The sequence below is a fragment of the Sphingobacterium psychroaquaticum genome (assembly GCF_004421025.1).
GTDB lineage: Bacteria > Bacteroidota > Bacteroidia > Sphingobacteriales > Sphingobacteriaceae > Sphingobacterium > Sphingobacterium psychroaquaticum.
This window is the reverse complement of sequence record NZ_CP038029.1, coordinates 2,500,273-2,525,796: the sequence shown is the minus strand read 5'-3', so window position 1 is coordinate 2,525,796 and position 25,524 is coordinate 2,500,273. Positions and strand designations below refer to the sequence as shown.

Annotated in this window: 18 protein-coding genes and 2 tRNA genes; 14 read left to right on the top strand and 6 right to left on the bottom strand. The window is 42.5% G+C overall.

Annotation, left to right across the window (positions count from 1 at the left end; all coding sequences use genetic code 11):
- Positions 1-47: 47 nt before the first annotated feature.
- A complete protein-coding gene (locus E2P86_RS10675; RefSeq protein ID WP_085471624.1) occupies positions 48-1,079 on the bottom strand; it encodes a glycosyltransferase family 2 protein in 1,032 nt (343 codons plus the stop codon).
- Positions 1,076-1,942 (bottom strand): lysophospholipid acyltransferase family protein, encoded by an 867-nt coding sequence (locus E2P86_RS10670; protein WP_134432914.1) that lies wholly within the window; start codon positions 1,940-1,942, stop codon positions 1,076-1,078. Before E2P86_RS10670 ends, E2P86_RS10675 begins: the two co-directional genes overlap by 4 nt.
- A gap of 76 nt (positions 1,943-2,018) precedes the next feature.
- Here E2P86_RS10670 and E2P86_RS10665 point away from each other — a divergent pair, with 76 nt between their 5' ends.
- Positions 2,019-2,627, top strand: coding sequence for a WbqC family protein (locus E2P86_RS10665; protein ID WP_085471626.1), 609 nt, complete (start codon positions 2,019-2,021; stop codon positions 2,625-2,627).
- A gap of 33 nt (positions 2,628-2,660) precedes the next feature.
- On the opposite strand, the gene E2P86_RS10660 is transcribed toward E2P86_RS10665, so the two are convergent.
- Entirely contained in the window at positions 2,661-3,491 is an 831-nt protein-coding gene (locus E2P86_RS10660) for an alpha/beta fold hydrolase (RefSeq protein ID WP_134432912.1), read from the bottom strand.
- A gap of 162 nt (positions 3,492-3,653) precedes the next feature.
- On the opposite strand from E2P86_RS10660, the gene E2P86_RS10655 reads away from it, so the two are divergent.
- The 10 genes from E2P86_RS10655 (at position 3,654) to E2P86_RS10610 (ending at position 18,402) form a co-directional block, all read left to right on the top strand.
- Positions 3,654-3,727: transfer RNA gene (locus tag E2P86_RS10655), tRNA-Arg, on the top strand.
- A 279-nt stretch (positions 3,728-4,006) separates the two neighbouring features.
- Positions 4,007-4,735, top strand: a complete 729-nt coding sequence (locus E2P86_RS10650) for a DUF3667 domain-containing protein (RefSeq protein ID WP_134432910.1) — start codon at positions 4,007-4,009, stop codon at positions 4,733-4,735.
- A 111-nt stretch (positions 4,736-4,846) separates the two neighbouring features.
- On the top strand, positions 4,847-5,437 hold the full coding sequence (locus tag E2P86_RS10645; RefSeq protein WP_134432908.1) for an RNA polymerase sigma factor: 591 nt from the start codon (positions 4,847-4,849) through the stop codon (positions 5,435-5,437).
- A 100-nt stretch (positions 5,438-5,537) separates the two neighbouring features.
- The gene (locus tag E2P86_RS10640) at positions 5,538-6,713 is read left to right on the top strand and encodes a FecR family protein (RefSeq protein WP_134432906.1); all 1,176 of its coding nucleotides are present in this window, start codon (positions 5,538-5,540) and stop codon (positions 6,711-6,713) included.
- 211 nt (positions 6,714-6,924) lie between these two features.
- Positions 6,925-10,488, top strand: a complete 3,564-nt coding sequence (locus E2P86_RS10635; protein ID WP_166785187.1) for a SusC/RagA family TonB-linked outer membrane protein — start codon at positions 6,925-6,927, stop codon at positions 10,486-10,488.
- 8 nt (positions 10,489-10,496) lie between these two features.
- On the top strand, positions 10,497-12,014 hold the full coding sequence (locus tag E2P86_RS10630) for a RagB/SusD family nutrient uptake outer membrane protein (protein WP_134432902.1): 1,518 nt from the start codon (positions 10,497-10,499) through the stop codon (positions 12,012-12,014).
- A gap of 20 nt (positions 12,015-12,034) precedes the next feature.
- Complete coding sequence (locus tag E2P86_RS10625; RefSeq protein WP_134432900.1) at positions 12,035-12,940, top strand: hypothetical protein; 906 nt, start codon at positions 12,035-12,037, stop codon at positions 12,938-12,940.
- 27 nt (positions 12,941-12,967) lie between these two features.
- Positions 12,968-14,851 carry a redoxin family protein gene (locus tag E2P86_RS10620; protein ID WP_134432898.1) on the top strand — a complete coding sequence of 628 codons (1,884 nt, stop codon included), beginning with the start codon at positions 12,968-12,970 and terminating at the stop codon, positions 14,849-14,851.
- Between the two features lie 36 nt (positions 14,852-14,887).
- On the top strand, positions 14,888-16,789 hold the full coding sequence (locus tag E2P86_RS10615; protein WP_134432896.1) for a TlpA family protein disulfide reductase: 1,902 nt from the start codon (positions 14,888-14,890) through the stop codon (positions 16,787-16,789).
- 26 nt (positions 16,790-16,815) lie between these two features.
- Complete coding sequence (locus E2P86_RS10610; protein ID WP_134432894.1) at positions 16,816-18,402, top strand: S8 family peptidase; 1,587 nt, start codon at positions 16,816-16,818, stop codon at positions 18,400-18,402.
- A gap of 130 nt (positions 18,403-18,532) precedes the next feature.
- Here the strand turns inward: E2P86_RS10610 and E2P86_RS10605 are convergent, their stop codons facing one another.
- On the bottom strand, positions 18,533-20,602 hold the full coding sequence (locus E2P86_RS10605) for a M48 family metalloprotease (RefSeq protein ID WP_134432892.1): 2,070 nt from the start codon (positions 20,600-20,602) through the stop codon (positions 18,533-18,535).
- Between the two features lie 244 nt (positions 20,603-20,846).
- On the opposite strand from E2P86_RS10605, the gene E2P86_RS10600 reads away from it, so the two are divergent.
- The 3 genes from E2P86_RS10600 (at position 20,847) to obgE (ending at position 22,589) form a co-directional block, all read left to right on the top strand.
- Positions 20,847-20,920: transfer RNA gene (locus E2P86_RS10600), tRNA-Arg, on the top strand.
- A 73-nt stretch (positions 20,921-20,993) separates the two neighbouring features.
- Entirely contained in the window at positions 20,994-21,563 is a 570-nt protein-coding gene (locus tag E2P86_RS10595) for an adenylate kinase (RefSeq protein ID WP_134432890.1), read from the top strand.
- Between the two features lie 24 nt (positions 21,564-21,587).
- Entirely contained in the window at positions 21,588-22,589 is a 1,002-nt protein-coding gene (obgE, locus tag E2P86_RS10590) for a GTPase ObgE (protein ID WP_134432888.1), read from the top strand.
- A 189-nt stretch (positions 22,590-22,778) separates the two neighbouring features.
- Here the strand turns inward: obgE and E2P86_RS10580 are convergent, their stop codons facing one another.
- The gene (locus E2P86_RS10580; protein WP_134432884.1) at positions 22,779-23,396 is read right to left on the bottom strand and encodes a hypothetical protein; all 618 of its coding nucleotides are present in this window, start codon (positions 23,394-23,396) and stop codon (positions 22,779-22,781) included.
- Positions 23,397-23,411: 15 nt separating this feature from the next.
- Positions 23,412-25,466 carry a TonB-dependent receptor gene (locus E2P86_RS10575; protein ID WP_166785186.1) on the bottom strand — a complete coding sequence of 685 codons (2,055 nt, stop codon included), beginning with the start codon at positions 25,464-25,466 and terminating at the stop codon, positions 23,412-23,414.
- Positions 25,467-25,524 lie beyond the last annotated feature (58 nt).

The following is a 25,524-nucleotide window of genomic DNA, read 5'->3' as shown; positions in this document are numbered from 1 at the left end:
AAAGCTCAAATTACCTGATAGAAAACTAATATTCGATGCAGCTTTGTTTACTGGAAATTTTCTGCATCCAATTGCGAGAATTTTCGGATTTTATTCACATAAAAATTCCATACGATGGACTTTTTGAATATACCAGTTTTGTTCTCCTTGACCGGGTATCGCTTACGTTTTTTTGCGTTTTTGAAAATATTTAAGAAGAAATATTGATGTGCTCGACTTATCGCCCAGGCGTCTTTGGGTTTTCGATCGGCCAAAAATTTAAGCAATGCGACCAAGTCTAACCACAAACGGATAAAAATAATCCATGTAGCCTTAAAGAAGGGATAGTTCTTTTGAACCATCACCAAGTTGTTGCGAAAATTAAGGTAGGTCTTTTTGGGATTGCTCGTATTTAGCGTTCCGCCCCCAACGTGAAAGACCGTCGACTGCCCGACGTAACCTATACGGTGCCCCATGCGCTTCAGTCGCCAACAGAGGTCAATCTCTTCCATATGCGCAAAGAAATCTGCGTCAAATCCACCCGCAGCATGCCAGGCCTCAGAACGGATAAACAAGGCCGCGCCCGTAGCCCAGAAAACTTCTCGATTATCGTCGTATTGCCCTTCATCTGTTTCTACCTCGTTGAACAGGCGTCCCCGACAGAAGGGATAACCAAATTTATCGATATACCCACCCGCTGCACCGGCGTGCTCAAAGTTGCTTTTTGCATGGTAAGCGCGGATCTTAGGTTGTGCCGCTGCTATATCGGGGTTTTCTTCCATGTAAGCGATCACGGGTTCAATCCAGGTAGGTGTGACCTCTACATCCGAATTGAGTAGGACGTAGTAGCTGGCATCCACCTGTTTTAGGACTTCATTATAACCACCGGCAAAGCCCAAATTCTGACTGTTGCTGATGATGCGTATGGATGGAAAATTCTCTTTTACGAAGGCAACAGAATCATCTGTTGACGCATTGTCGCCTAGGATAAAATCTATATTAGTATACGTGCTGTTATAAACTGACGGTAGGAATTTCTCTAAGAAAAACCGACCGTTCCAATTTAAGATGACAACAGCGACTTTGGGTGTTTCTCTCATTTTCTTCGCTTTCTTTTCCAACGTCTGTGTGACCATAACCAGTATTCCGGTTGTTCTCTGATGCGCTGCTCCGTAAATCTATTGTGTAGCGCGGTGATTTCGTGCTCCTCGTACTCGGTAGGGGCTTCTACTAATGTAGTGAATTTACAATAATAGTAGCCTCTTTTAGCCTTTCTCCCGATATGACAATAAACAATTGGGTTCTTGGTCAATCGAGCGATGCGTTCTGTTCCGGTGTATACCAAGGTGTCCTGATTTAGGAATTCCATAAAATAATCAGAGTCTTGATAAGTAGGCGTTTGATCGGCTACAAACATGCTGATGTGAGGCGTACCCTTTAATCGGATCATATGACGTAGGATTTGCTTCATGGGAACCATGGTTGCGCCAAATCGACTACGTAGCGCGTTGTATACTTCGTTGAAATTTTTGTCGTTCAGCGGCTTGTAGATGACCAGACGAGGGTAATCTGTCATCAAGGAAAGACGATGGATTCCTAATTCCCAATTGCCATAATGCGCGGTAACACCAATTACACCTTTTCCTTTTTTAAAGTGTTTGTACACCTCCTCTGGGTTCAGCAGTTCGATTCGTTTGATAACCGTGCTGGCTTTAATACTTTTCATCTTGATCGACTCGACGATCAAGTCTGGGAAGAAACGGTAAAAGCGTTTGGCTATTTGTTTTCGTTCCACTTCCGTTTTCTCGGGAAATGCTTTCCGGAGGTTCTCCATAACGACTCCTTTGCGGTACTTTATCACATAAAACAAAAGCACGAATAGGAGGTCAGATATCCCATATAAAATCCAAAAAGGAAGTAACGATATGATATGTAGTAAAGTAGCTATCAGTTTTTGTCTCATGGATACGGTCAAATTCCTCGAGTATTGTATTAATATGCCTAATTTAATTATTTTTGTTCAAAAATAGTCAAATTACATGGAATCAAAGTTGCTTTTGCCTGCATTTTATTTACCACCGATATCGTACTTTCATACCATCAAAGAGCATGCGTTGCCGCTGCTTGTGGAGAAGCATGAGAATTACCCGAAACAAACGTATCGGACACGTGCACGCATTGCGACGGCAAATGGTGTATTGGAGCTTTTCGTACCGGTGTTACATGGTCGGAAAGAGCATGGGCCGATTAAGGATACACGGATCAATTATGATCACGATTGGCAACGCCTGCACTGGTTGAGCTTACAAGCAGCGTACCGTAGTTCGGCTTATTTTGAGTACTATGAGGATGATTTTGTGAAATTCTACAATCAAAAGCATAACTTTTTGCTAGATTTCAACATGGAGCAGCTTGAGCTTTTCTTAAAGTGCTTTAAGTTGAAGCGTACGCTTGAATTTACGGGGAGCTATTATACCGCTGATGATGTAATTGATCTACGCAATAGCGTACACCCTAAAAAAGGAAATGCTTGGCCGGATCAGAAACCGTATTACCAGGTTTTTGAAGAAAAACAAGGTTTTATTCCCGATTTGAGTGCGGTCGATTTGTTGTTTAACCAAGGACCACAGAGCGGTAGTTATTTATAGAAACGCATAAAAAAGGGGACTTAGTCCCCTTTTTTATGCGTTTATCTCTAACAGAAAGTGGAGTAACAACTTGTTAAACTCTTCCGGGGCTTCAAGATTGGGCAAATGACCGCAATTGGCCATTTCTATATAGTTGCTATTTTTGATCGCAGAGGCAAGGGCTTGCATGTCTTCTTTGGCCGTTATACGATCCAGCTCACCTCGTATGATAAGAGTCGGACAATCGATGGTCGGTAAGACTGACGATGTATCCGTCCGGGAGGCTAAGGCAAGAAGGGTCGCACAAATAGTACGTATACTATTACGTCGGATGCTACTTTTTATCAATTCGACCGCTTCAGGTTTGCTATCTAAGCTGTTTGGTGCAAAAACTTTCTCGATAAAGCCAATTGCAAACGGGCGCCTTCCATGAGTCAGCACGGCCTGTATACTATCGAACCGTTTTTGTTTTCCGCTGTCGTCATCTGCTTTGCTATGTGTGTCGGCGAGGATTAAGCCACTAATTTTCTCGGGGTAGAGTTGATATGCGCGTAGTGCGATATACCCACCCATGGAAATGCCACATAGAACCACCTTTTCCAGCCCCAATTTTTCGATAAACTCTTTTAGGTCTTTAGCAAATAGATCGACCGAGAAAAAACCGTGGCCGCTGGTGCTGTTTCCATGTCCACGGATATCCAATGCTATCGCGGTCGTATCGTCTGCGACCTGACTAAGCTGTTGGCGCCACATGTTTTTATTAAAGGGAAAACCATGTAGGAAGATTATCGTTTTTTTTTCGGTGGCCGTTGCTTTTTTGATGTAGTAATGTAGACTAATGTCTGCCACGCGAAGCTTGTTGCTTTTGATTAAACGTTCTGCCATTTTTAATGAATTTTTCGTTTAAATGTAATTGTTTTTGAATCAGCAATATAGCGAAAATATGGCTATAAAAGCACTTTTTTTGCAGAAATAATTTGGAAAAACGGAAAAAGTGCCGATATTTGCATCACCAAAAACAACAACGGTTGTTTGTTGGTAAAAGCCGCGCTCATAGCTTAATTGGATAGAGCACCTGACTACGGATCAGGAGGTTAGGGGTTCGACTCCCTTTGAGCGCACAGAAAGCCACCATCAGGTGGCTTTTTTGTTTTAGTCCTATACAAACCCCTTCGTAAGCTTGTGTTCAATTCCTAGATTAAGACCAAGAGGAACCCGAAATTATACCTAGACGTTGGCGGTTGTAGCAGGAGATTTTTTTTGTACTTTAGCGCCAAACTAACAAACATTAATTAAGCTAACTTTTACACTGTATTTCCAGTAAGCTCCTTCTCCTTATAGGGTGAGGGGAAGCTGATTCTCAGACAAGCAATCAACCGATAAGAAGTATTTAATAAACAATGAACTGCACGAACTGTAAAACTGAAGTCGATCTTAACTATTGTCCAAAATGTGGGCAACCAACCAAGTTAAAGAGAATTGATGGGCACTATATTCTTCATGAAATTGAACACGTACTCCATTTCGAACGTGGTATACTATACACCATAAAAGAACTTATCGTTAACCCTGGCCAAAATGTAAAGAGTTATCTCGTCGAGAATAGAAGCCGGCTCGTAAAGCCTGTTATATTCATCATCATTACTTCATTAATTTATGCGATAGCGTACAAGATATTCCATTTTGAGGATGCTTACATAAATTTTAACGGGACAGAAGATGTAAGCAAGATGCCTGTGTCAATTGCCGTTTTCAAGTGGTTACAGTCCAATTATGGCTATACGAACATGCTTGTAAGTGTCTTTATGGTGTTTTGGCTCAAATTGTTTTTCAGAAAAGCTAACTATAACTTTTTTGAAATTTTAATCCTACTCTGTTTTGTATTAGGCATAGGGATGTTGATTTATGCATTTTTCGGAATTGCTGAAGGTTTAACAGGTATAAAGACCATGAAAGTGGGGGGAATAGTAGGCTTAATTTATTCGACTTGGGCCATAGGTGATTTTTTTGGTGGTAAAAAAATCACGAAATACTTGAAAGCATTTGCTTCTTATGTTTTAGGAATGCTCACCTTTATACTTATTGTCATGCTGGCTACGGTGATCATTGATACCGTAATCTTGAAATAAGATACCAGTCGCGTACAGGTGTAAGTTTGGGTTCTCCTTCAGCCCAAACTTGCCTAGCATACGTTTTTCATAAAGATTAACTAATTTTGCAAAAATTGCACGATTTAGTATATGAATAAATACGAGGGATTTACAGAGAAAGAACTTATTGTTTTGCTGCAGCAAGATAATGAGGGAGCACTGCGCCCTTTGTATGAGAATCATGTAAAAGCCTTGCACTACTTTATCTTACGGATATCAAAATCTAAAGCGCTCGCCGAAGATGTGGTTCAAGATGTATTTGTCAAATTATGGGAAAATCGCGCACAGATTGATCCCGATCAGCCCTTTAAAACATATCTCTACACGATTGCCAAGCGTCATTTACTGAATTTATTGAAACGCGTGCAGCATGAGACCCAGATATTGGATGAGATTCGGAAGTATACCCCGGCCGTCGAGGCGACAACCGACCTTCAATTAGATTATGCGGAGAGCAACCATCTGGTCCAAGAAGCAATCGAAAAATTGCCACCCCAATGTAAAGCTGTCTTTATTCGATGTAAGGTTCAGGGTATGACCTATAAGAATGTCGCACTTGAGTTGGGGATTGCCGAAGGGACTGTTCACGCGCAGATGGTGAAAGCCCTTCGGATCATCAAGGAATATATCAATTTAAAGAATGCCGTCTTGTTATTGCTCGTTTATTTAAAAAATTATTAAGCTGTAAATCAGTTTGTTAATAAAAAATTAATAATTTCTTGTTCTTTAGGATATACGTAGTGCGTATACCAATTGTATAAGTTATAAAAATGGCAAAAAATTGAACGCAGAAATCGTCACTTTATTTCAGAAATACATTGATCAGACATGCACCGCACAGGAGCTGGAGCAGGTATATGCTATTTTGAAGGATGGAGCGCATACCCTCGAGTGGCAATTGGTGCTGGATCAGGAAGCGGATGCGTTGTTGGCTTCTGGTGTGGAAAGTAATCTTTCGACCGAAGAAGTAGATTCCTTATATGCTGGAATTGTAGCGCGTATGCAACCCGCGCGAACTGTACGTCGTCTATGGCCTCGTATCGCTGTAGCTGCTGCAGCCGCAATCCTTGTTGTCTCTGGTTTTTATTACTTCAATACAAGTAATGATGCTGCCGTAGAGGAATCACTAGCACAACGAACGAACATGATTCTTCCTGGGAAAGTAGGAGCTACCTTGACGTTGGCCAATGGAAAGCAGATTCGTTTGGATGATATGCAGGATGGTGAATTGGCCAACGAAGCTGGAGTCGTCATAAGTAAGTCGGCTGACGGAAGATTAGTTTACGAGATAAAAGGAGGATCAGCTGCTGTTAATCGAATAAATACTTTATCTACCGCAAATGGTGAAACATATCAAGTGCGTTTACCGGACGGCTCGATGGTTTACCTCAATGCAGCATCTAGCATTACCTACACCACGGCCTTGGTCGAAGATGGTAAAAGGCGTGTTCAGCTAACAGGCGAAGGTTATTTTGAGGTGGCAAAAGATAAGACACATCCTTTTGTTGTGAAAATAGCGGGACAAGAAGTGGAGGTGTTGGGAACACATTTCAATGTAAGTGGTTATGCCGACGAGGGAGCTGTGAAAACAACCTTGCTTGAAGGTAAGGTGAAGGTGTATTCAGAAACGTTGAACAAAACGGTACTCTTGGAGCCCGGTAAGCAGGCGGTTGTTTCCAATCAGGCGATGCAGGTTCGTTCGGGGGTAGATCTGGAAGAGGTGATTGCTTGGAGGAATGGATACTTTAAATTCAATGGAAATATAGAAGAAATTATGGCCAACATCGGGCGTTGGTATAATGTGGAGGTGGTGTATCAGCAAAAACCGGATGCAAATTTAGCTTTCGGCGCTGAGATTTCGAGAGATAAAGATCTATCTACAGTTTTGCGGATGATTGAGTTGACAGGAGATTTGCGCTTTAAGGTAGAAGGGAGGAGGGTTATCGTGATGCCATAATGCTACCTTCTGGCAACCTTACGCATAAAAAACCAGGAGCGGTTCGAAGCACTCCTGGTCAAATGTATGGGCCGCCCATTTATTCATAAAATAATTAAATACCGAGACATTTGTATTTAAGACCAAACCCAAACTAGCCAAATTTATGTATTTAAATCCATATATAAAGCATGGAGTAAAGCGTCATGCCTTATACAAAATTTTGTTGATTATGAAGTTTATAATCATCCTATTGACAACCGCGGTTTTCCAGGTGAGTGCTTTCACCACATTAGCGCAAAATATTACGCTAAACAAGAAAAATGCGCAGTTGAATACCATTATTAAAGAAATCAGAAGCCAAAGTGGTTATGATTTTATCTACAACCTGAATCTTCTGAAAAGTGCGAAACCGGTGAGTATTGACGTGCGAAATGCAAGTCTCACCACGGTTCTTGACTTGTGTTTTAAGGATCAGCCTTTTACCTATGTTCTCGAAGGGAAAGCTGTAATTGTTAAAGAGCGGGTAGCAACAAATCAACCAAAGAAAGAAAATGTAGCTGACGCTGTGCAGACTACCGATATAAAAGGAAATGTGCTCGATGAACATGGTAAGCCATTGGTCGGCGCTATCATCCGTGTGAAAGGGACTGGAATGGTTACCGTAACAGATAAGAGCGGTAACTTTTATTTAAAGAATGCGCCGGAAAGCTGCTTACTATTGATCTCCTATGTAGGTTATCAGCTGAAAGCGATATCCAATGCGCATAGCTTAAAAGATATTCAACTTAGTATCGCTGAAGATACACTACACGAGATCACGGTTGTCAGTACGGGATACCAGAAACTGGAGCAGCGTCTGATGACGGGGTCTTCGGTAACCTTAGCGCCTGAAAAATTCTTGACGGCTGGGGTGACCACCATTGATGGTATGTTACAAGGTAAAGTAACTGGACTCGCGGTCACAAACTCATCGGGCAGTCCCAATTCAAAGCCTAAGATGCGGATCCGGGGGACTTCGACATTTATTGGTAACCAAGCCCCTATATGGGTGGTAGATGGTATTGTGCAAGAGGATGGTGTGGATCTTAATCCTTTGCAGAATGAAGCAGGCCCAGGCAATGCGACCGAACGGATGTTATTGGCCGCACAAACAGCAAATTTCAGTATCGTAGGAAATGCTATTGCCGGGGTAAACCCAAATGATATCGAAAGTATTACTTTCTTGAAAGATGCTGCTGCGACATCTATTTATGGGGTGCGCGCTGCGAATGGTGTTATTGTTATTACGACTAAGCGAGGTAAGGCAGGAGAGAAGCCGGTTGTTTCGTATGCGACAGACTTTGGCATCACTGGAAAGCCTTCTTACAATATGTTCGATCTGATGAATGCTAAGGAGCGGGTTGATGTATCGCGTGAAATTATAAATTCAAATTACTCCTTTCAGTTTACACCATTGAATCTAGGGTATGAAGGGGCATTGACAGATTTATTGAATGAGAAAATCAGTAAAGAAGAATTTCGGTCACAAGTAGCAACGTTGGAGACACGCAATACCGATTGGATGGATTTACTATTCAACAATGCATTCAACCAAAATCATACCATGAGTTTGTCTGGTGGGTCCAATAAAAGTACATATTATGCGTCGATAGGCTACAACAACAACAAAGGTTCGGCTATTGGTGATAATTTAAACCGATATACGGGGTCACTTCGGATCACCTCCGAGTTATCGAAGCGTCTTCGTGTGGACTTGAAATTAAATGGAGGGGAGCGTAAGTCTAAAGGTTACTTCTGGATTAATCCGTTCACATACGCCTATAAAACATCGCGTACCATTGATCCCAATATGTACTACGTTACTTCCGCATCTACATCCTATGATGTTGCATTGCCTTTAACGTACAATTTTATGAACGAACGAGACCATACGGGTAATACATCGGAGTCGCGTGAGATGCACGGAACATTGGAAGCGCGTTACAAGGTGATCGATGGCCTGGAATTCACTTCTTTGTTTGGATATAACTACACGAATAATGACTCCCGTCAATGGGGAGACGATCGCAGTTACTATATCGCGCAGCGTCGTGGGTACGATTATGGCGCGGTTGCTCCAGGGAGCGCGGAAGAGAAGGCTTCACAACTTCCTTTTGGTGGTATCTTGATGTTGTCAAATATCAATAATAGCAATTACACGTGGCGGAACACCTTAAACTACACGAAACGTTTCCGCGAGGAGAAGGATATTCTAGTGGTAATGGCAGGACAGGAGATTCGTTCGGTAAAAACGACCGGAATCAACAACGTGGATTGGGGATATTTTCCTGATCGTGGGGGTAAATTAGGGATGGACTACGTGAATATCCCTGGTGGTTCGCTCGCAAAACACGTGGTTAGTTTGCCGAATTCTGTCAATAACACAGTTTCTTACTTTGCCACGGCAGCCTATAATTTTGGATATAAATATACCGTGAACGCGAATATGCGCTCAGACGCATCGAATCGCTTTGGTCAGTTTTCGCGAAACAGATTTTTACCTATCTACTCAGTAGGTGGTAAATGGAGTATTGCGGAAGAGAATTTCTTGAAGGATAGTCGTGTCATCAATGTGTTGGATTTGAGCGCTTCTTATGGTATTCAAGGAAATGTGGTCAGCAATGTGGGGCCTAACTTAATTGCCGTATATCCGAATGTTCCGGTAGATGCGCTTACGGGTGAATATTATTTAAATACTAAAAGTATCGGTTATAAAGATCTTCGCTGGGAGAAGACACACAGTATGAATGTTACTATGCACGTAGGTCTTTGGAACAACCGGGTGAGTTTTACCGGAAACTACTATAAGAAGCGGGGACGTGACCTGATCTTAACGCAAAATATCCCGTTTGAGTATGGATTTAATACCCACTATAGCAATGGTGGAATGATGAATAACCATGGTCTAGAGGCGATGATTCAGGGAGCGATCATTAAGAACAAAGATTTTAATTGGGTGCTTTCATTGAATGCTTCTAAGAATTACAATCAAACCATCAAAGGTGGCGCCCCGAGCCAGAAGACAAATATCAACTTAATGAACGATTATCTTCAAGGCAATATAGTGACTGAAGGTACGGCTCTCAATGCGATTTATTCGTATAATTTCACGGGGTTAGATCCAAAGACAGGGATGCCTCTATTTGATGTCACATCGAAAGGTGATCCGAAGGATCCAACATCATTCCTGGTTTACTCCGGTAAGAGAGACCCTGATTTTACGGGTGGTTTCCAAACGATGATGAATTATAAGCAATTCTCGCTGTCGGGATCGTTCGCGTATAACATTGGAAACGTCATTCGTTTGAATCCTTTGTTCTCGCAAAGTGGCTTTAACTATGCTCCGCAACCAGAGACCAACCTATCTGCCGAATTGGTAAATAGGTGGAGACAGCCCGGGGATGAAGCGTTTACCAATATACCTTCATTGACCACCTTGTATCCGACTGTACAGCAAGTTGCTCTTCCGAATGGAGCCACGACTTATGCCTATACCATGTACGACCAAAGTACGGCGCGTATCGTAAACGGAGATTTCTTACGTTGTACGAACCTGACGTTTGGGTATACCGTGCCAGCAAATCTGATTAAGCCACTGCACATCAACTCGCTGTCCCTACGTCTGTCTGGCAACAATTTATTTGTGATTGCTGATAAGCGTCTGAATGGTCAGGATCCGGAAACAGCAGGTTTGGGCGGAACAGCCTTACCAATTATTCCGTCGTACAACTTTGGTTTAAACATTACCTTATAATACATATCATGATGAAAAAAATTAATCTAAAAACCACGATAGCTCTTTTGTTGCTAACTGGTGTTTGCTTTTCGTCTTGTAAGAAATTTCTCGAAGAACAATCCCAGGATGAATTGGTTCCGACCAAAACATCTGATTTTATAGAACTTTTGAACGGTGACGGATACCTGACGCGTACGGATGTTTCGATGCAAGCCGTTACGCTGCTGGATGATGATATACGTTCTGCCTTTACACCTTACTGGGGGCCGACCGCTTCCACACAGCAGCAAGGGCAGATGACTTTGCCCGCTTATTCGTGGCAGCCAAACTGGGATGCACAATTGTCTACAAATAGCAATTTTAACCCCTGGATAAAACTGTATTCAAAGATATCGGGAGCCAATGTGGCCCTGCAGTATGCTGATGAATCGATCGGTACCGAGGTGGATAAGAATTACCTAAAAGGGCAGGCCTATGCTTTGCGGGCATACTACTATTTTATGCTGATGAATCTTTATGCCAAGCCGTTCAATGCGCCAGGGATCAATCGGGATGTTGATCTAGGGGTACCGTTGGTGTTATCATCGGATTATAAAGAAGAAGGAGCAAAACGTAATACCGTAGGAGAGGTTTATAATCAGATTGTAAGTGATATTACTAATGCAATTGAGTTATTGGGAAGCAATAGGAAACGAAACACGTTGTATCGCTTCAACGATATGTCTGCACACTTCCTAGCGGGACGAATAGCGCTGTATATGGAAGATTGGGCCGGCGTTATAGCGCATACGGACGCGGTGTTGAATGAGAAGCAGTCCTTGACGGACCTAAATGTGTGGGGGACCGTAAATCCTTCGCTTACACCATTTATTAGCGTTGCCAATACGGAGGCTCTATTTGCGGACGGTTCACAGGGAGATTTTATGGTTGCCGGACAGGCGCAAAACTATACGTATTCCGATGAGTTAATTGGCTCCTTTGAGACGGGAGATCTACGCAAAGGAATTTATATGGTTCCATTGTCAGCTTCGTCTATCACAAACTATGGTTATGATTTTGGACCAGGTAAACGTCCCACTACACTAACCGGGGGGAACGGTGTGATTGCAGGCCGCCTGTTTCGTACGGCTGAAGCCTTCTTGAATCGCGCTGAAGCGCATGCACAGCTTTATAAGCAAACGGGAAATGTAAGCCATGCTACTGCTGCTTTAGCAGATTTAAATACATTGCGTCGTAAGCGTTTTACGTCCGCTGCATACAAAGAATGGACGTTGACAACAGCGGAAGCCTTGTATACCAATTGTAAAACGGAACGCCGGAGGGAGCTTTTTGATGAACACCACCGTTGGTTCGATTTACGTCGCTACGGGATGCCATCGATCAGTCATGTGTATTATGGCACAAGTGCGACGAATAGATTACGCTTTACGTTGGAAGCCAATGACCCGCAATATGTCTTGCCAATTCCAGCCAACGTAATGGATCGTAACTTGAGTTTAATTCACAATCCGCAAGGACCAGCGAGAGAGGGTGTTCCTTTTTAATGACAATATTAGCTAGTACCATGAAGAAATTAGAAATGAAATTAATAGGATTGTTATCTCGTGGCCTTTACGGCTTCGGGATGGCACTGGCCTTGGTCTCTTGCAGTAAAGAGGAGGCGCTTACGCCAACCAACGGTGCCGAACCGATGATATATACATTGCCTCAGGGCAACCACCCGTACGATGAAACACTGGTTAAAGTTAGCGAGACCTACGGGTGTGCCGTTCTTTATAAGTTTAATTCGTCAGATTTTAGATGGAACCAGGTTACAAAACCATTAGGTTACGCTGCTGTGGAAGGGGATGAAGCCCATGTCGGTGAAGTGGTGGACTTTATGTTTAAAGGAAATCTCGAATTGGGAAGTGAAAAACTTATTAAGAAGCTTCTACCATATCGTATTTTTTTGGCGTCAGCCATCTGGCCTTTAACTGAGAATCCGAAGAGCCCGACCTTATATGACACCGTGAAAACGAATCCACAGACCATTATTCCTGGATTTAAGCACTTGGCTATTGGTGTGGCGAATGCTGGCTTTTCATCGTATACAGCCGCACAAAAACAGACGATGCGTGGCGCTTTGCACTATAACTTGTGGCAACTTGCGCTAACCAGTCGTAGTATCGAAATGCCTCCTGCTTTTGGTTTGGTTACCGATTATAGCAGCACTAACTTTCTTAACCTCTTGATGCGCCCCAATGAAAACGGATTGTTGTTCTTTCCTTCAGGCGTAGGTGTTTCGGCTATGATCGATTTACAGTGCTATATGCAAGAGATGGCGAAGTATACAGAGGCGGAATTTGCAGCCAAGTATCTGATTCCTTCGGTCGATGTTAAAGGACTCATCAAGAAAAAATACGACATCGTCCGCAATTATTATCTACTGCATTACGATACAGATGTCCAAATTTTTGGAAACGCGCGATAGAATCATGAAACGCTAAAAGCTAATCTTATGTATAAAATAACGCTTGCTGTAGCAGCACTTTTTGGTGCCTGCTCGGGATTGTACGCTCAAAAAATAACAGGATTACCAAAATATCCAGCACCGGGAGAAAAGCTCTCGGTGTACTATCAAGATCAAAAAAACAAGGCCGATACCATTCATGTAAAAGTGTATCAATTTAAAAAGGTTGGTTTTATACCCACTGATATTGCGGCATACAAAACGTCCGGCGGGTATCATCTTTCCTTTGTTTTAGATCATGCAGCAACGGCTCTTGCTTTTGTTGTTCCTGGACCAGATGGTGATACGCCTTTTATCCATCGAGCACTTTTATATGTACGAAAAAAACAGGTGCCATATGCCTTAGCGTCTGCGGCAAGAATGCATACGGTGTACGCAAAAGGACTCCTTAAAGTTAAGCCGGATACAGCTATAGCTATAAAGTCGTTTGAGCACGAATTGGAACTGTATCCCGCAGGAGCTCCACTTTATATTGGGGAATATGCGGCTTTAGTGAATGGGGGAACCAGATGGCATACAAAGAAGGATCTAAAGAGCTACTTAAGTAAGCTGTTGGCGTATAAGGAATGGTCAGAGCAGGAATATACCGCGTTTATTCAGGCGTTTCGTGCCACCGAGGACGTTCAAAACGCAAATGCTTTGCAAGATGATTTGAAACGTAAATTTCCGGACGGAAATTGGAAGATGCAGGAGCTTTACACCTTGTTTTTTCAAGAGAGTAATATCGAAGCTAAACAACGATATTATGATCAATATACAGCCTTAGCGACCAGAAATAAAGAAGTGAATGGTCCCAATTTTTCGGTGAATATGGCTGTGCAGTTGGCAACGGCTTATATGGATGCCAATCAACCGGAAAAGTTTACGGCATATATGCAGCAGGCGACTCAGGTAGCTCGGAATATTGCGTATCAAAAATACGCGGAAAAACTTATTGTCGACCGGAAGTTTCCAGATTATGCCCTGCAATTTGCAAAAGCAGTTTATACAGATGCACAGCAGGAGTTTGATGCTGTTGAATCGGGTAAACAGCAAGCTAATGATGTGCTGCGTAAAAGTATAAAAATGCGTTATGCGGATGTGGCTAATCTTTTGGGAAGAGTCTATTATGCTTTTCAACAGTATGATGAGGCGCTACCCTATGCCAAGCAAGCCATTGTTTTGACCGATTATGCAAATCATACCTACAACGATCAGTATATGCTTAATGCGGAGAAAGTATTATCTGCGCCGCTTGGATTGTTGGAGGCATCTACATTACTCGGAAAAGGAAGTGATACGGATGTGGTGATTGCAGTGGCAAAACGCTTGTACGTAGCTTCCGGAAGTATGCCTGATGGTTTTAATAGCTGGTTGGAACGAAATAGTAGTGGTGCAAAGGAGAAACTCCGTGAGGAGCTAAAGGAGAAGATGCTTAACAAACAGGCGCCTCCATTTTACTTAAGTGATAGTCATGGAAAGCCCGTATCCCTGGAGTCTTTTAAGGGGAAAACGGTGGTGCTTGACTTCTGGGCCACCTGGTGTGGACCATGTTTGGCGTCTTTCCCAGCAATGGACAAAACAAGGAAGAAATACCAAGATGATGATACTGTGGTTTTCCTGTTCATCAATACCCGAGAAAAAGGGAATGATAAGTTGAGTATGGTCAATACATTTTTGGCAAAGCAACTTCCATCATTCGATTTCCAGTATTTGTTCGACCTAGAAGATAAGACTATGCAAGCATATGGTATCAAAAGTATACCCGCAAAGTTTGTAATTGACCGTCACGGTATGATCCAGTTTTATGCGACGGGCTTTGCTGGTCAGGATCTGGATTTGGTCAATGAGCTTTCTGCGATGATTGATTTGACAAAGGAAATGGCGAAGTAGGATATATCAATAAAATAAACACACAATACAAAGTAAATGAAAAACATTGTTGCAATTTTAGTCGGAGGCTTGCTATCGCTTAGCGTCCAAGCTCAGACATCTGGGGGAGCGGTTACGTTTAACCCGCAAAAGCCACAGCAGGGAAAAGGGCTTGATTTTGAGTATGTATCGAAAGCGACAGCACCTCAGGCCAACCTGAAAGCCGTTGTCGTGCAGGGGGTAAACGATGGTATGGTTCGTTTTATTTCGAGCACTGTTACACTGGTGAAGAAGTCTAATAAATGGTTAGGAAATGTTCAACTAGATAATGGCGCAGCAACGGTTGCAATAGCCATTGAAGAAGAAGGTGCTATAAAAGACAGTAATGCTGGTAAAGGATTTACAGCGGCGGTATACCAGAATGGTACAATGGTAAAAGGCGCAAACGCACTAATGGCGCTTTTGTATCAACAGGGAGATAGACGCATAAAAGTGGAACCCGATCTAACGAAGGCCTTAGCGTTGATGACGCAAGATCTTCGAGATTATCCGGAATTAAACAAGCTTTTTTTTGGTAGCTACGTAAATCTTCTCAAAAAATCGGATCCTGAGAAAGGCTTTTTCATGGCTGAAGCAGCGATTAAACAATATGAACAAAAGGCAAATTTAACGGAAGAAGATTATGGACAGATCATTGGTGGATACTATAATCTTAATCGGAAGAATTCCGCAGATTCATTGACACAATTGGTGATGAAACGGTTTCCAAAAGGGACGACTTATGGAAATTCTTTATACGGAAAGCTAATTGGTGATCTACCGTTGGATTATCGTGAAAAATATAGTGCTGAATATCTAGAGATTACGGCAGGGAAGAAGGAAGCTGACGTGCTACACCGTCGTTCATTGGTCCGTATCTTTTTGGCTCAAGCGTATATGAAGAAGTTTGATACCGCGAACTTTAAAGCAGCATTAAATGCTGAAGTGGCTGATAATTTACGGATTTACAATTACTATCAGTACGCTAATTTATTGATTTCAGAGCGCAGGCAGCTGGCTGATGCTGAAATGCTGGCACAAGAAACAGTGCAATGGATGGATCAGGAATATGCAAAAGATGCGTTGCCGAAGGGAGCCGAGAAGGATCAGTTTATGATGGCGTATATTTTATCGTTAAATACATATGCGAATGTGTTGGGACTAAATGGTAAGAATACAGAGGCGTATGCGGTTGCTAAACGCGCTGCACTGGATGTTATGGCAGGCACGGATTATATGTCTAACCAGATCTATGTAGACTTTGCGGTAAAGACCAAGAGTGCAGACGAGGCTAAGGCGATCATTATCGATGTGGTGAAGAAAGGTCAGGCCAATGAAGCGGTTCGTGGCTATTTGAAAGCATTGTATGTGAAAGAAAAAGGTACAGCAGATAATTTTGAACCTTACTTAAAGGGATTGGAAAGTGAGTTCCGCGAGAAGAAAAAGGCAGCCCTGCGAGAGCAGATGATTTCAATCGCTGGTCCTGATTTTAGCCTAACCGATATGGAAGGAAATACCTATTCACTAGCATCCTTAAAAGGTAAAGTGGTGGTGCTTGACTTTTGGGCGACATGGTGCGGACCTTGTATTAAATCGTTTCCATCGATGATTAAGACGCAACAGAAATTCAGTAAAGATGAAAATGTAGTTTTCCTTTTTGTAAACTGTTGGGAGAAGGGCGACGTAGCTGAAAATATCAAAGCTTTCTTAAAAGAGAACCCTCAATTTAGTGGATTGAAGATGCCGATGGATATCGATAACAATGCAGCCAAAGCATATAAAGCAGCAAGTATTCCAAGGAAGGTTATTCTTGATGGTGAGGGAAATCAACGTTTTGTTGTGAATGGTTTTTCGGGTAAAGATGAGGAAACCATCGAAGAGCTTTCCTTGATGGTTGAGCTGGCCAAACAATCAAAATAGCATATAGATTTTAAAAAAAAGGGAAAATGATTAGAAGAGGAAAATTGAAGGTTGGGTTGCTATTGGTGTGGTCTGTGGGCCTTCCATTTTTGTCGGTTGCCCAAAAGAGCAACTGGTTTAATTTGGATTTAGCAACAGATTCGGTATTCGGTATCAGTACCGAAAGGGCATATAACGAGCTTCTTAAAGGGAAGAAATATGTTCCGGTTACAGTTGCGGTTTTAGATGCTGGGGTTGATATTGAGCATGAAGATCTGAAGTCTGTTTTATGGGTGAACAAAAAGGAAAAAAGTGGCAATGGTAAGGACGATGACAAAAATGGTTACATTGATGATGTCCACGGGTGGAGTTTCTTAGGTTCTAAAGCAGGGAATGTACATTATGAAGCGTTGGAGCTGACGCGGTTGGTACGTCGTGATCGGGCGCGTTTTGATCATCTTGAAATTAGTGATGTTAAGGAAGCCGACTTAAAGGATTATACGGCATATTTGGTCAACAAAAATACGTTGGAGGAGCGGCTGCTAAAGGCTAAGGTTGACCTGGAATATTATGAGATGTTCAAGAACGATGTCGAGAATACGGTTGTAAAGATGGGTAAAACAAATCCTAGCTATCAAGATTTTGTAGACTTTGTGCCAACAACGAATCGAGAAACCAATGTCCGGAAATATTTACTGCCAATATTGAGCGAACGTAGCTTCGAGACATACTTTCAAGAGCAGATATTAGGGGGCTATGAACATGCAAAAGAGGAAGTCGAATATAGCTTGAACATTGATTTCAATCCACGTAGTATCGTCGGAGACGATATTAATAATCCGCGAGAGCAGTTTTATGGGAATACGGATGTGGCTGGCCCCGATGCGATGCATGGATCACATGTTGCGGGTATTATTGCGGCTGATCGTAACAATGGAATCGGTATTAAAGGGGTTGCAAATCATGTTGCTATCATGGCAGTACGTTGTACACCGAGTGGCGATGAGCGCGATAAGGATGTCGCGAATGCAATCCGTTATGCGGTGGATAATGGAGCAAAGGTTATTAATATGAGTTTCGGTAAAGGCTACGCGACAGACAAAAACGTCGTTGATGATGCCGTGAAGTATGCCGTTGCAAAGGATGTTTTATTGATCCATGCTGCCGGTAACGAGAACAAAAACTTGGAGGAGGAACCTAACTTTCCAAACTTTAAATACGAGGATGGTGGTACAGCTGCATCATGGCTTACTGTAGGCGCCTCCGGTTGGGATAACGATGGTACGATTAAAGCGAGTTTCTCAAACTATGGAAAAACGACGGTGGATGTATTCGCACCGGGCGTAGATTTGAACTCAACAGTTCCAGGCTCTAAGTATCAGGCGTTGAGCGGCACAAGTATGGCGGCACCGGTTGTCGCTGGGCTTGCGGCTTTAATCCGTTCGTATTACCCGAATTTAACAGCCGTGCAGGTTAAGGATATTATTATGCAGTCTGTTGTTAAAGTAGAACAAAAGGTGCTGGTCATGCAGCATGGCAAGAACAATGAGCTTGCGTTTACGGATCTTTGCGTAACAGGGGGTATTGTGAATGCATATAATGCCTTAAAACTAGCCGCTACTTACGCAAAGTAGCTGTTGTTTTAAGTTTTTTAGCGAAAGAATAGTTAGTTGTTATATTAATTGGCGTTAGATTGTTGGCGAGCTGGGGGAGACCTCGGCTCGCCGACTTGTTTTATAAGGTGTACAAATGCCTACTGACTCTTTAACTTACTGTAGATAGCATATCAATATTTTTCTCGAGCTTGATCAGAGACTGCAGGTAGTTCTTTTTGCTTGTGAAGTATGTGTTATCAATGATCACTCTGTACTCATTGATGTTCGTAAACAGCACTTCCAGATTTTCTGAGATATATTCATTGGCTTCAAAGTAGACCAATTCGTTATCGATAAACTTCTGGATCGACGGGAGCGCTTCAGCAGAAAATTGCAAACGAAGGTCAGGCTGTTCCAGTACATGTGTTAATTTTTTTCGGAGCAGAGATACCGGTTCTTGTAAAGCTTTCAATTTATCACTGATCTCTTCAAATGGAGTCGTTACAAAAATAAACTGTGTGCCTTCACAGAGTTGGTTGTGTAAGCGCAGTTGCTCCTGATGTTTTTCATGTGCAGTCGCATATTCTTGGTAGTGTCGAAGGAACTCATCTTTCCTGTTTTGATGAGTGGCTAAGTTTAAGAAGTAGCTATAAACCTGTTTATTACTCTCTTTTATCTGATCCTGCAAGGTCGTTACTTCGTGGTTTATCTGCTCGAGTACTTGAGGAGCATCCTTTTTGTTATACTTTATTCCATCGTAATCAAATGTTTTTAAATCGATATTGCCTTCTACAATAGCTTCTACCATGAATTTATCGCTTTGTGCCGAGGCGTACGTATAGAGCATGTCCATTTTTTGGTTGGAAAACAGATCCTCGAAGGTAAGGTCTATTTCTTTTTCATTATTGTCTGCTAAATCCGTTAGAATTGGTTCGTTGTTGTCATAGAAATCATTGAACATCGGATCGAATTGATGTTTGCGGAACTCGGCCGTAAAACTCTCTTTAAACAGGCTCAAAGATAAAGCGCTAGGTGTACTTTCATAGGTTATCGTTGAAAACAGCTTGTCTGATATTGCTTTTGTGATTTGTGCATCTTGTGATAGCAGTAGGATAGCATGATCTGAGGCAACCTTATCTTTGCTAATATTTAATTTCGACAACGCATGGATCCGTTCTTCATCCGAAGGGTGGGATGCCCATTGATTTTCAAGATTCAATTTAGACTTATTGTACTTTCGAATCGTTGTCAAATCTATTTTTGGTAATCCATTTTCAATAAGGTATTGGTGGCGTTCTGCGAAAGTATTCATCACAAATTGATGCTCGGGATATATATTTTCGCTTTTAATATTCTCTTTTGTTTTTTGATCATAAAATGCTAAGACTGATTCTAATGCGCTACTTGCAAAGTTTATACGTAACAGGGAGTCGGCAAGAGCTTGTGAGCCGGCCACATGTGCGGCAATCTCATCTGCATGGAATTCCATCTCTCGAGAAAGAGCCATGTAGTTTAGATTTAGGTAAGTATAGAGTTTTTTGAGAATACGCTGTATCTGTTTGATGATAAAGATAGAAATCGCTATAAATGGCGCGGCATACCCCGTTGCGTTGGCCCACGATTGAAACGTATTGTCCAGCGACTCGTTTCGATAAAGCATGTTGTAAATAACTTGATTCGCTTGGTACACGTAGGTACCAACCTTCATACTGCGTTGAGAGAAGTGACCAAACTCGTGCGCTAGGATGGCTATTAACTCCTGCTGCGTCGTAGAATTGATTAAACCAACGCCAATTTGTAGGTTTTTTGGAACCGGAAGAAACATGCTCCAAAAATTAGAATTATAGAAAACAGCGGCATTGACATCCGAAGATAGAAAGACCCGTTTGGGAAGGTTCGTCTCCACGGTGCGGGCTACATAGTAAATCGTTGCAAATAGAGCGGGTTCTTCTTCCTGCGTTATTTCAGTGAGATGGCTGGTGTCAATTTTGTTGGAGGCAAATACAAATTTGATCAGAAAAAATAAAACGGTGAGTCCTGTTGCCATAAGTCCTAAGCAAGCTATCCCGGTATAAAAAGACGGGTAAAGTAGGAACAATTGTATGCCTAACCAGCCAAATAAGAAGGTAACCCCAACAGCAAAGAATAAGAGAAAAAGATAGGTAACAGCAAAAACTGCTATGGATACAATAGTCTTTTTTGCGTACTTTTTAAAGTTCGCAGATACGGTTGCTTTCATAAAATGAGTTAATAATGGTGAAAGTATAGTTTTTTATAGAGAAACTGAAATGTTTATTGAGATTTAATAATAATCGATAAATTGATACAAACCACACGATTAGGCTATCGCTCTGCGGGACATCGTGCAACAGATTCGTTTTTTTGCGACAAAAAAGTGAAAAAAAGTTTGCAGGGCACTAAGATTTCCCTATATTTGCATCACCAAAACAGATGGGGCTATAAGTCAAAATGTGATGGTTGCCGCGCTCATAGCTTAATTGGATAGAGCACCTGACTACGGATCAGGAGGTTAGGGGTTCGACTCCCTTTGAGCGCACTTAGTTACAGCGAAGCCTAATTCTCACAAGATGGATTAGGCTTTTTTTTTCGAACATAAAACGCGTAAACTTATGCTTAACCTAGTTTTATTTGGGCCTCCAGGAGCTGGAAAAGGTACTCAATCAGAGAAATTAATCGAAAAATACCAATTGGTACATATTTCTACTGGAGACCTGTTTCGTGTCCATATAAAAGATCAAACTAACCTTGGACAACAAGTAAGTCAAATTATTGCAGACGGTAATTTAGTGCCGGATTCTATCACCATTGCGATGCTTGAGGAAGAAATTAAAAAGAATCCACAAGCAAAAGGTTTTATTTTTGACGGTTTTCCAAGAACGGTGGCGCAAGCGGAGGCATTGGATGCTTTCTTGGCGTCGATCGATGAAAAGATCACAGGGGTAGTCGCGCTAGATGTAACGGAAGAAGAGCTGACACAACGTATTGCCAAGAGACAAGAGATCTCGGGTCGTGCGGATGATGCAGCTGATAAATTGAAAAAACGTATTGAAGAGTACTTCAGCAAAACGATTCACGTATTGCCGTACTACGATGCGCAAGGAAAATTAGCAAAGGTTAATGGTATCGGTGATATCGAAGAGATCTTTGGTTCTTTGACGGCGATTATCGACCAATATTAATATTAAAAAAGGTAAAGAATAGATATGGCCCAAGGCTCGAATTTTGTTGATTATGTAAAGGTCTGCTGCCGCTCGGGGCACGGTGGCTCGGGTTCGGCCCATTTGCACCGTGATAAACACACGGCGAAAGGTGGTCCGGATGGTGGTGATGGTGGCCGGGGTGGACATATCATTTTGAAAGGATCCACGCAACACTGGACTTTGCTACACTTGAAATACCGGAAGCATATTATTGCGGCCAATGGTGATCCAGGAGGTAGTGCATTGCGGAGTGGTGCAAATGGTAAGGATGAAATCTTGGAAGTTCCGCTAGGCACAATTGCGCGCGATGCGGAAACAGGAGAGGTTTTATTTGATATTACCGAAGATGGTGAAACAAAGATTCTGACACCAGGTGGTATGGGTGGTTTGGGAAACTGGCACTTTAAGTCGCCGACACAGCAAACACCGCGTTACTCACAACCTGGGATACCTGGTAAAGAGCAATGGATCATCCTGGAATTGAAGGTTCTTGCCGATGTTGGTTTAGTAGGTTTCCCGAATGCGGGTAAATCGACCTTGCTTTCTGTTGTTTCGGCAGCGAAACCGGAGATTGCCGATTATCCGTTCACAACGTTAGTACCTAACTTAGGTATTGTGCGTTACCGCGATAATAAGTCATTCGTGATGGCTGATATCCCGGGAATCATTGAAGGTGCTTCGGAGGGCAAAGGTTTAGGATATCGTTTCCTAAGACATATTGAGCGTAACTCTGTTTTACTCTTTATGGTACCTGCCGATACGGACCGAAGTATTGAAGAGGAATATAATATTTTGTTGAGTGAGCTGACGGCCTATAATCCGGAGTTGATCGACAAACCGCGACTCTTAGCAATTACGAAGTCTGATATGTTGGATGATGAGTTGGAGGCTGAGATGGCTTTGACTTTACCTAAAGGCATACCTTCGATATTTATTTCATCGGTAGCTGGAAAGAATATCACGCAGATGAAAGATATGATCTGGCAAGCTATTAATGCGGATTAGTTATTAGACTTGTTAGATAAAAAAGAGAGACGCTTATATAGCGTCTCTCTTTTTTTGTTTGTAGTTTGGTAGTTCGTCGTTCATAGTTTGTAGAGCTACAAGTCCCTAATGACTCATCAACCACTGACCACCAATTACTAACCACTAACCACCAACTACCAACCACTAACCACCAACTACCAACTAAACCTAGTGACCTGCTGTCAAGTGAGCTTCCACTTTAAGGTCTAAGTCATTTGCACCTGTAAACTGCGTGAAGTTGGTGTTATTCCAATCTGCAGCCGTGATACGATCTTTAACTCCGGTATTCAAGTGGCGCATAACATAGCGGAACACAAAAGTAGAAGTTTCCTTTTCAATGGTCAGGTATCCCGTTACGCCTACATTTATTTTCTTGTTATCCGCATCGCGATCCGCATATACATACGTTAAGCTTCCAGTTGGCGCACCTAGAATAAAGGCTTGGTGCTCTGCTGCACGTTGTACAAAGGTTTGTTGCGTCTCTCTGCCCATAAAGTCTGTCGCCACTAAAGACAAACGGTACGTTTTACCCGGTTCCAAATGAAGGTGAGCGCCTACGGCAGGAGCAAGGTTGCTTCCCGTAAATGCTACCGTTTCTACTTCAGGATTCGGGATATCATTATAGTGGTAGTGGTCACCGTGTGCTTCACGCTCCACCTCGGTGAAGATGAGTTTAGCTCCCCCAACTTCCTCTTGGTCAATCTCCGCTGTAGGATCATCTTTAGAACAAGATTGTGCAACAAATAGAACGGCAAGTAAAAGTAGGATTGTATTAAATTTTTTCATGATAATGTACGTGTGTTAAAACTGATAAGATATTCTTAAATTAATGTTTCTACCCATTTGATGTGCATAATAGCGGAAACGATCCATGTAATCCTTATATTCGGTGTTGAGTAGATTGTCCACCCGAAGGAGTATGTTTATATTTTTTCTGTTCGTTAAGGGAACATTTGTGCTCACCATGGCATCCACCAAATGATACGCAGGTGGAGGGGTGGCATAATCGGAACCAACTTCATAGCGATCTTGTTTGGCAACGAAGCGATGCATAACCTTCAAATAATTGACCGGTAAAGCTCCCAAAGGAAAATTCCATTGCAGACCATGGCGTATTCTATCTGCAGGTATGTAAGGCAAGTACGTGTTGGCGTCGATATTTTTAGCGCGAACCAAAGAGCCGTTAACCTGATAAGAAAGAGCCGGTGAAAACTGGTAATCTAACGAAAGATCTGCACCGTAGAAGAAGGCATCATGCTGCGCATACGCAAAGAGCGGAAAAGTCCCACGTATGGTTTGCCGAACAGAGTCCGGATTTGGCTGGGCATAAATATAATCGTAGACCAATTGACCATAGATATCGAGTGTGACCTGAAGGGCTTGGGTATTCCAGAGTAAACTATTGGCCCACTTCAATCCCTTTTCGCTCTTTAGCGATTTGTCTCCCACTTCATAGGTGCCACTGCCATGATGAACCCCATCGCTATATAACTCATTGGCCGATGGAGCGCGCCAAGCTAAACCCAGGTTGCTCTTCCAAGTAAGTTTCTCGGAAACAGGATACAAAATTCCTGCCGTACCGGATACATTATGGAAACGACGTTGGTCTGTCATGAGGTATTGATTGACGACCCCATTTTCAAGCTGATTTTTGTAATCGTAACGGTATCCTGCAGCATCCAGATGTTTAAAATCATAGCGCCCGCCAAATTCTGCTAGTACGTTGCCCAGCGAAAACTGTCTCGTCGCAAAGGCGCCTATATTGAAATTGTCGAAATTAGGAATGATAGGTGTTGTTCCCGTGCCCGACTGGTTATTGTTCACTTGAATATTCGCCTGTACGCCGAGTGCCATATCCGATATTTTAAGCACGGCTTCCACATTTTGCGTGGTCAAGATCATATCTGCCATGGGGGTATCATCACTTTCAATGCGACGTTTGTCATATTCTCGACGATGATTGCGTTGAAAACCATATAAGAGCTCCAACGAGTTGCTGTCGGAAAGCTGCCGTCTCCAACGGAACTTGGCTAAGTCGTGATCCACCCGTTGTCTTGGTGCTGCGATAGCATAGGTGAAATCATATGTTTCAAACGGACGGCCATGTGCTATCCGAGGAAGGATGTCTTCCACTGTTCCGATATGTGCGCCAGCAAAGATCCCCAGCTCCGTCCCGAAGTGACTGTAGTAAACCTCCACTTCATTGGTTTTAAAACGATAGTTCAAGCTTCCTGAAAAGTTAAGCTCGCGGGCTCCCGTATTGCCAAGATAGTAGTCGGCAGATTTATAATTACCCACTTTTTTGCCTGATGCCTGAATGCGCCAACCTAGATGAGGTATCTTTTTTATTCCTCCTTCTAGACGACCGTTCATTGTCAACCCTCGACCATTACTTTGACCAATAAGATCGATGTTCCCGGTTATCGGGTTTTCCGTTTCAATAGGACGTGGGCTAAGTAAAACTACGCCAGCAAGTGCATCAGCGCCATAACGAACACCTTGTGCACCCTTGACCACCTCCATACGATCCGCCGAAAATGGATCTAGCTCTGGAGCATGTTCAGCACCCCATTGCTGTCCTTCGTGTCGAATACCGTTATTGAGCAATAGAATCCGATTGCTATGAAGGCCATTGATAACCGGTTTCACAATGGTATTGCCCATGGAAATTGTAGAGACTCCAGCCATGTCACTTAAAACATCTGCTAAGACTTTACCTTTGTTTTCTTGTATATTTTGGTTTCGCAACACAAGCGAACTGGCTGTTAAGGAAGCGCGTTGTTTGCCGGTAACGACAACCCCCTTAAGCTTGATTTCCTCCGCTTTGGTTGTTGTAGATTGAGCGTTACTTGCCATTACTGAAATTCCTAGCGAAAGCAATAGCCCGAAGCATTTTTTTTGCATCAAATGGATA

Coding starts and splice junctions, on each gene's coding strand:
- obgE (WP_134432888.1), top strand. CDS start 21,588: ATGGCCCAAGGCTCGAATTTTGTTGATTATGTAAAGGTCTGCTGCCGC.
- E2P86_RS10595 (WP_134432890.1), top strand. CDS start 20,994: ATGCTTAACCTAGTTTTATTTGGGCCTCCAGGAGCTGGAAAAGGTACT.
- E2P86_RS10635 (WP_166785187.1), top strand. CDS start 6,925: ATGAAGTTTATAATCATCCTATTGACAACCGCGGTTTTCCAGGTGAGT.
- E2P86_RS10580 (WP_134432884.1), bottom strand. CDS start 23,396: ATGAAAAAATTTAATACAATCCTACTTTTACTTGCCGTTCTATTTGTT.
- E2P86_RS10620 (WP_134432898.1), top strand. CDS start 12,968: ATGTATAAAATAACGCTTGCTGTAGCAGCACTTTTTGGTGCCTGCTCG.
- E2P86_RS10660 (WP_134432912.1), bottom strand. CDS start 3,491: ATGGCAGAACGTTTAATCAAAAGCAACAAGCTTCGCGTGGCAGACATT.
- E2P86_RS10650 (WP_134432910.1), top strand. CDS start 4,007: ATGAACTGCACGAACTGTAAAACTGAAGTCGATCTTAACTATTGTCCA.
- E2P86_RS10615 (WP_134432896.1), top strand. CDS start 14,888: ATGAAAAACATTGTTGCAATTTTAGTCGGAGGCTTGCTATCGCTTAGC.
- E2P86_RS10670 (WP_134432914.1), bottom strand. CDS start 1,942: ATGAGACAAAAACTGATAGCTACTTTACTACATATCATATCGTTACTT.
- E2P86_RS10625 (WP_134432900.1), top strand. CDS start 12,035: ATGAAGAAATTAGAAATGAAATTAATAGGATTGTTATCTCGTGGCCTT.
- E2P86_RS10645 (WP_134432908.1), top strand. CDS start 4,847: ATGAATAAATACGAGGGATTTACAGAGAAAGAACTTATTGTTTTGCTG.
- E2P86_RS10575 (WP_166785186.1), bottom strand. CDS start 25,466: ATGGCAAGTAACGCTCAATCTACAACAACCAAAGCGGAGGAAATCAAG.
- E2P86_RS10610 (WP_134432894.1), top strand. CDS start 16,816: ATGATTAGAAGAGGAAAATTGAAGGTTGGGTTGCTATTGGTGTGGTCT.
- E2P86_RS10605 (WP_134432892.1), bottom strand. CDS start 20,602: ATGAAAGCAACCGTATCTGCGAACTTTAAAAAGTACGCAAAAAAGACT.
- E2P86_RS10630 (WP_134432902.1), top strand. CDS start 10,497: ATGATGAAAAAAATTAATCTAAAAACCACGATAGCTCTTTTGTTGCTA.
- E2P86_RS10675 (WP_085471624.1), bottom strand. CDS start 1,079: ATGAGAGAAACACCCAAAGTCGCTGTTGTCATCTTAAATTGGAACGGT.
- E2P86_RS10665 (WP_085471626.1), top strand. CDS start 2,019: ATGGAATCAAAGTTGCTTTTGCCTGCATTTTATTTACCACCGATATCG.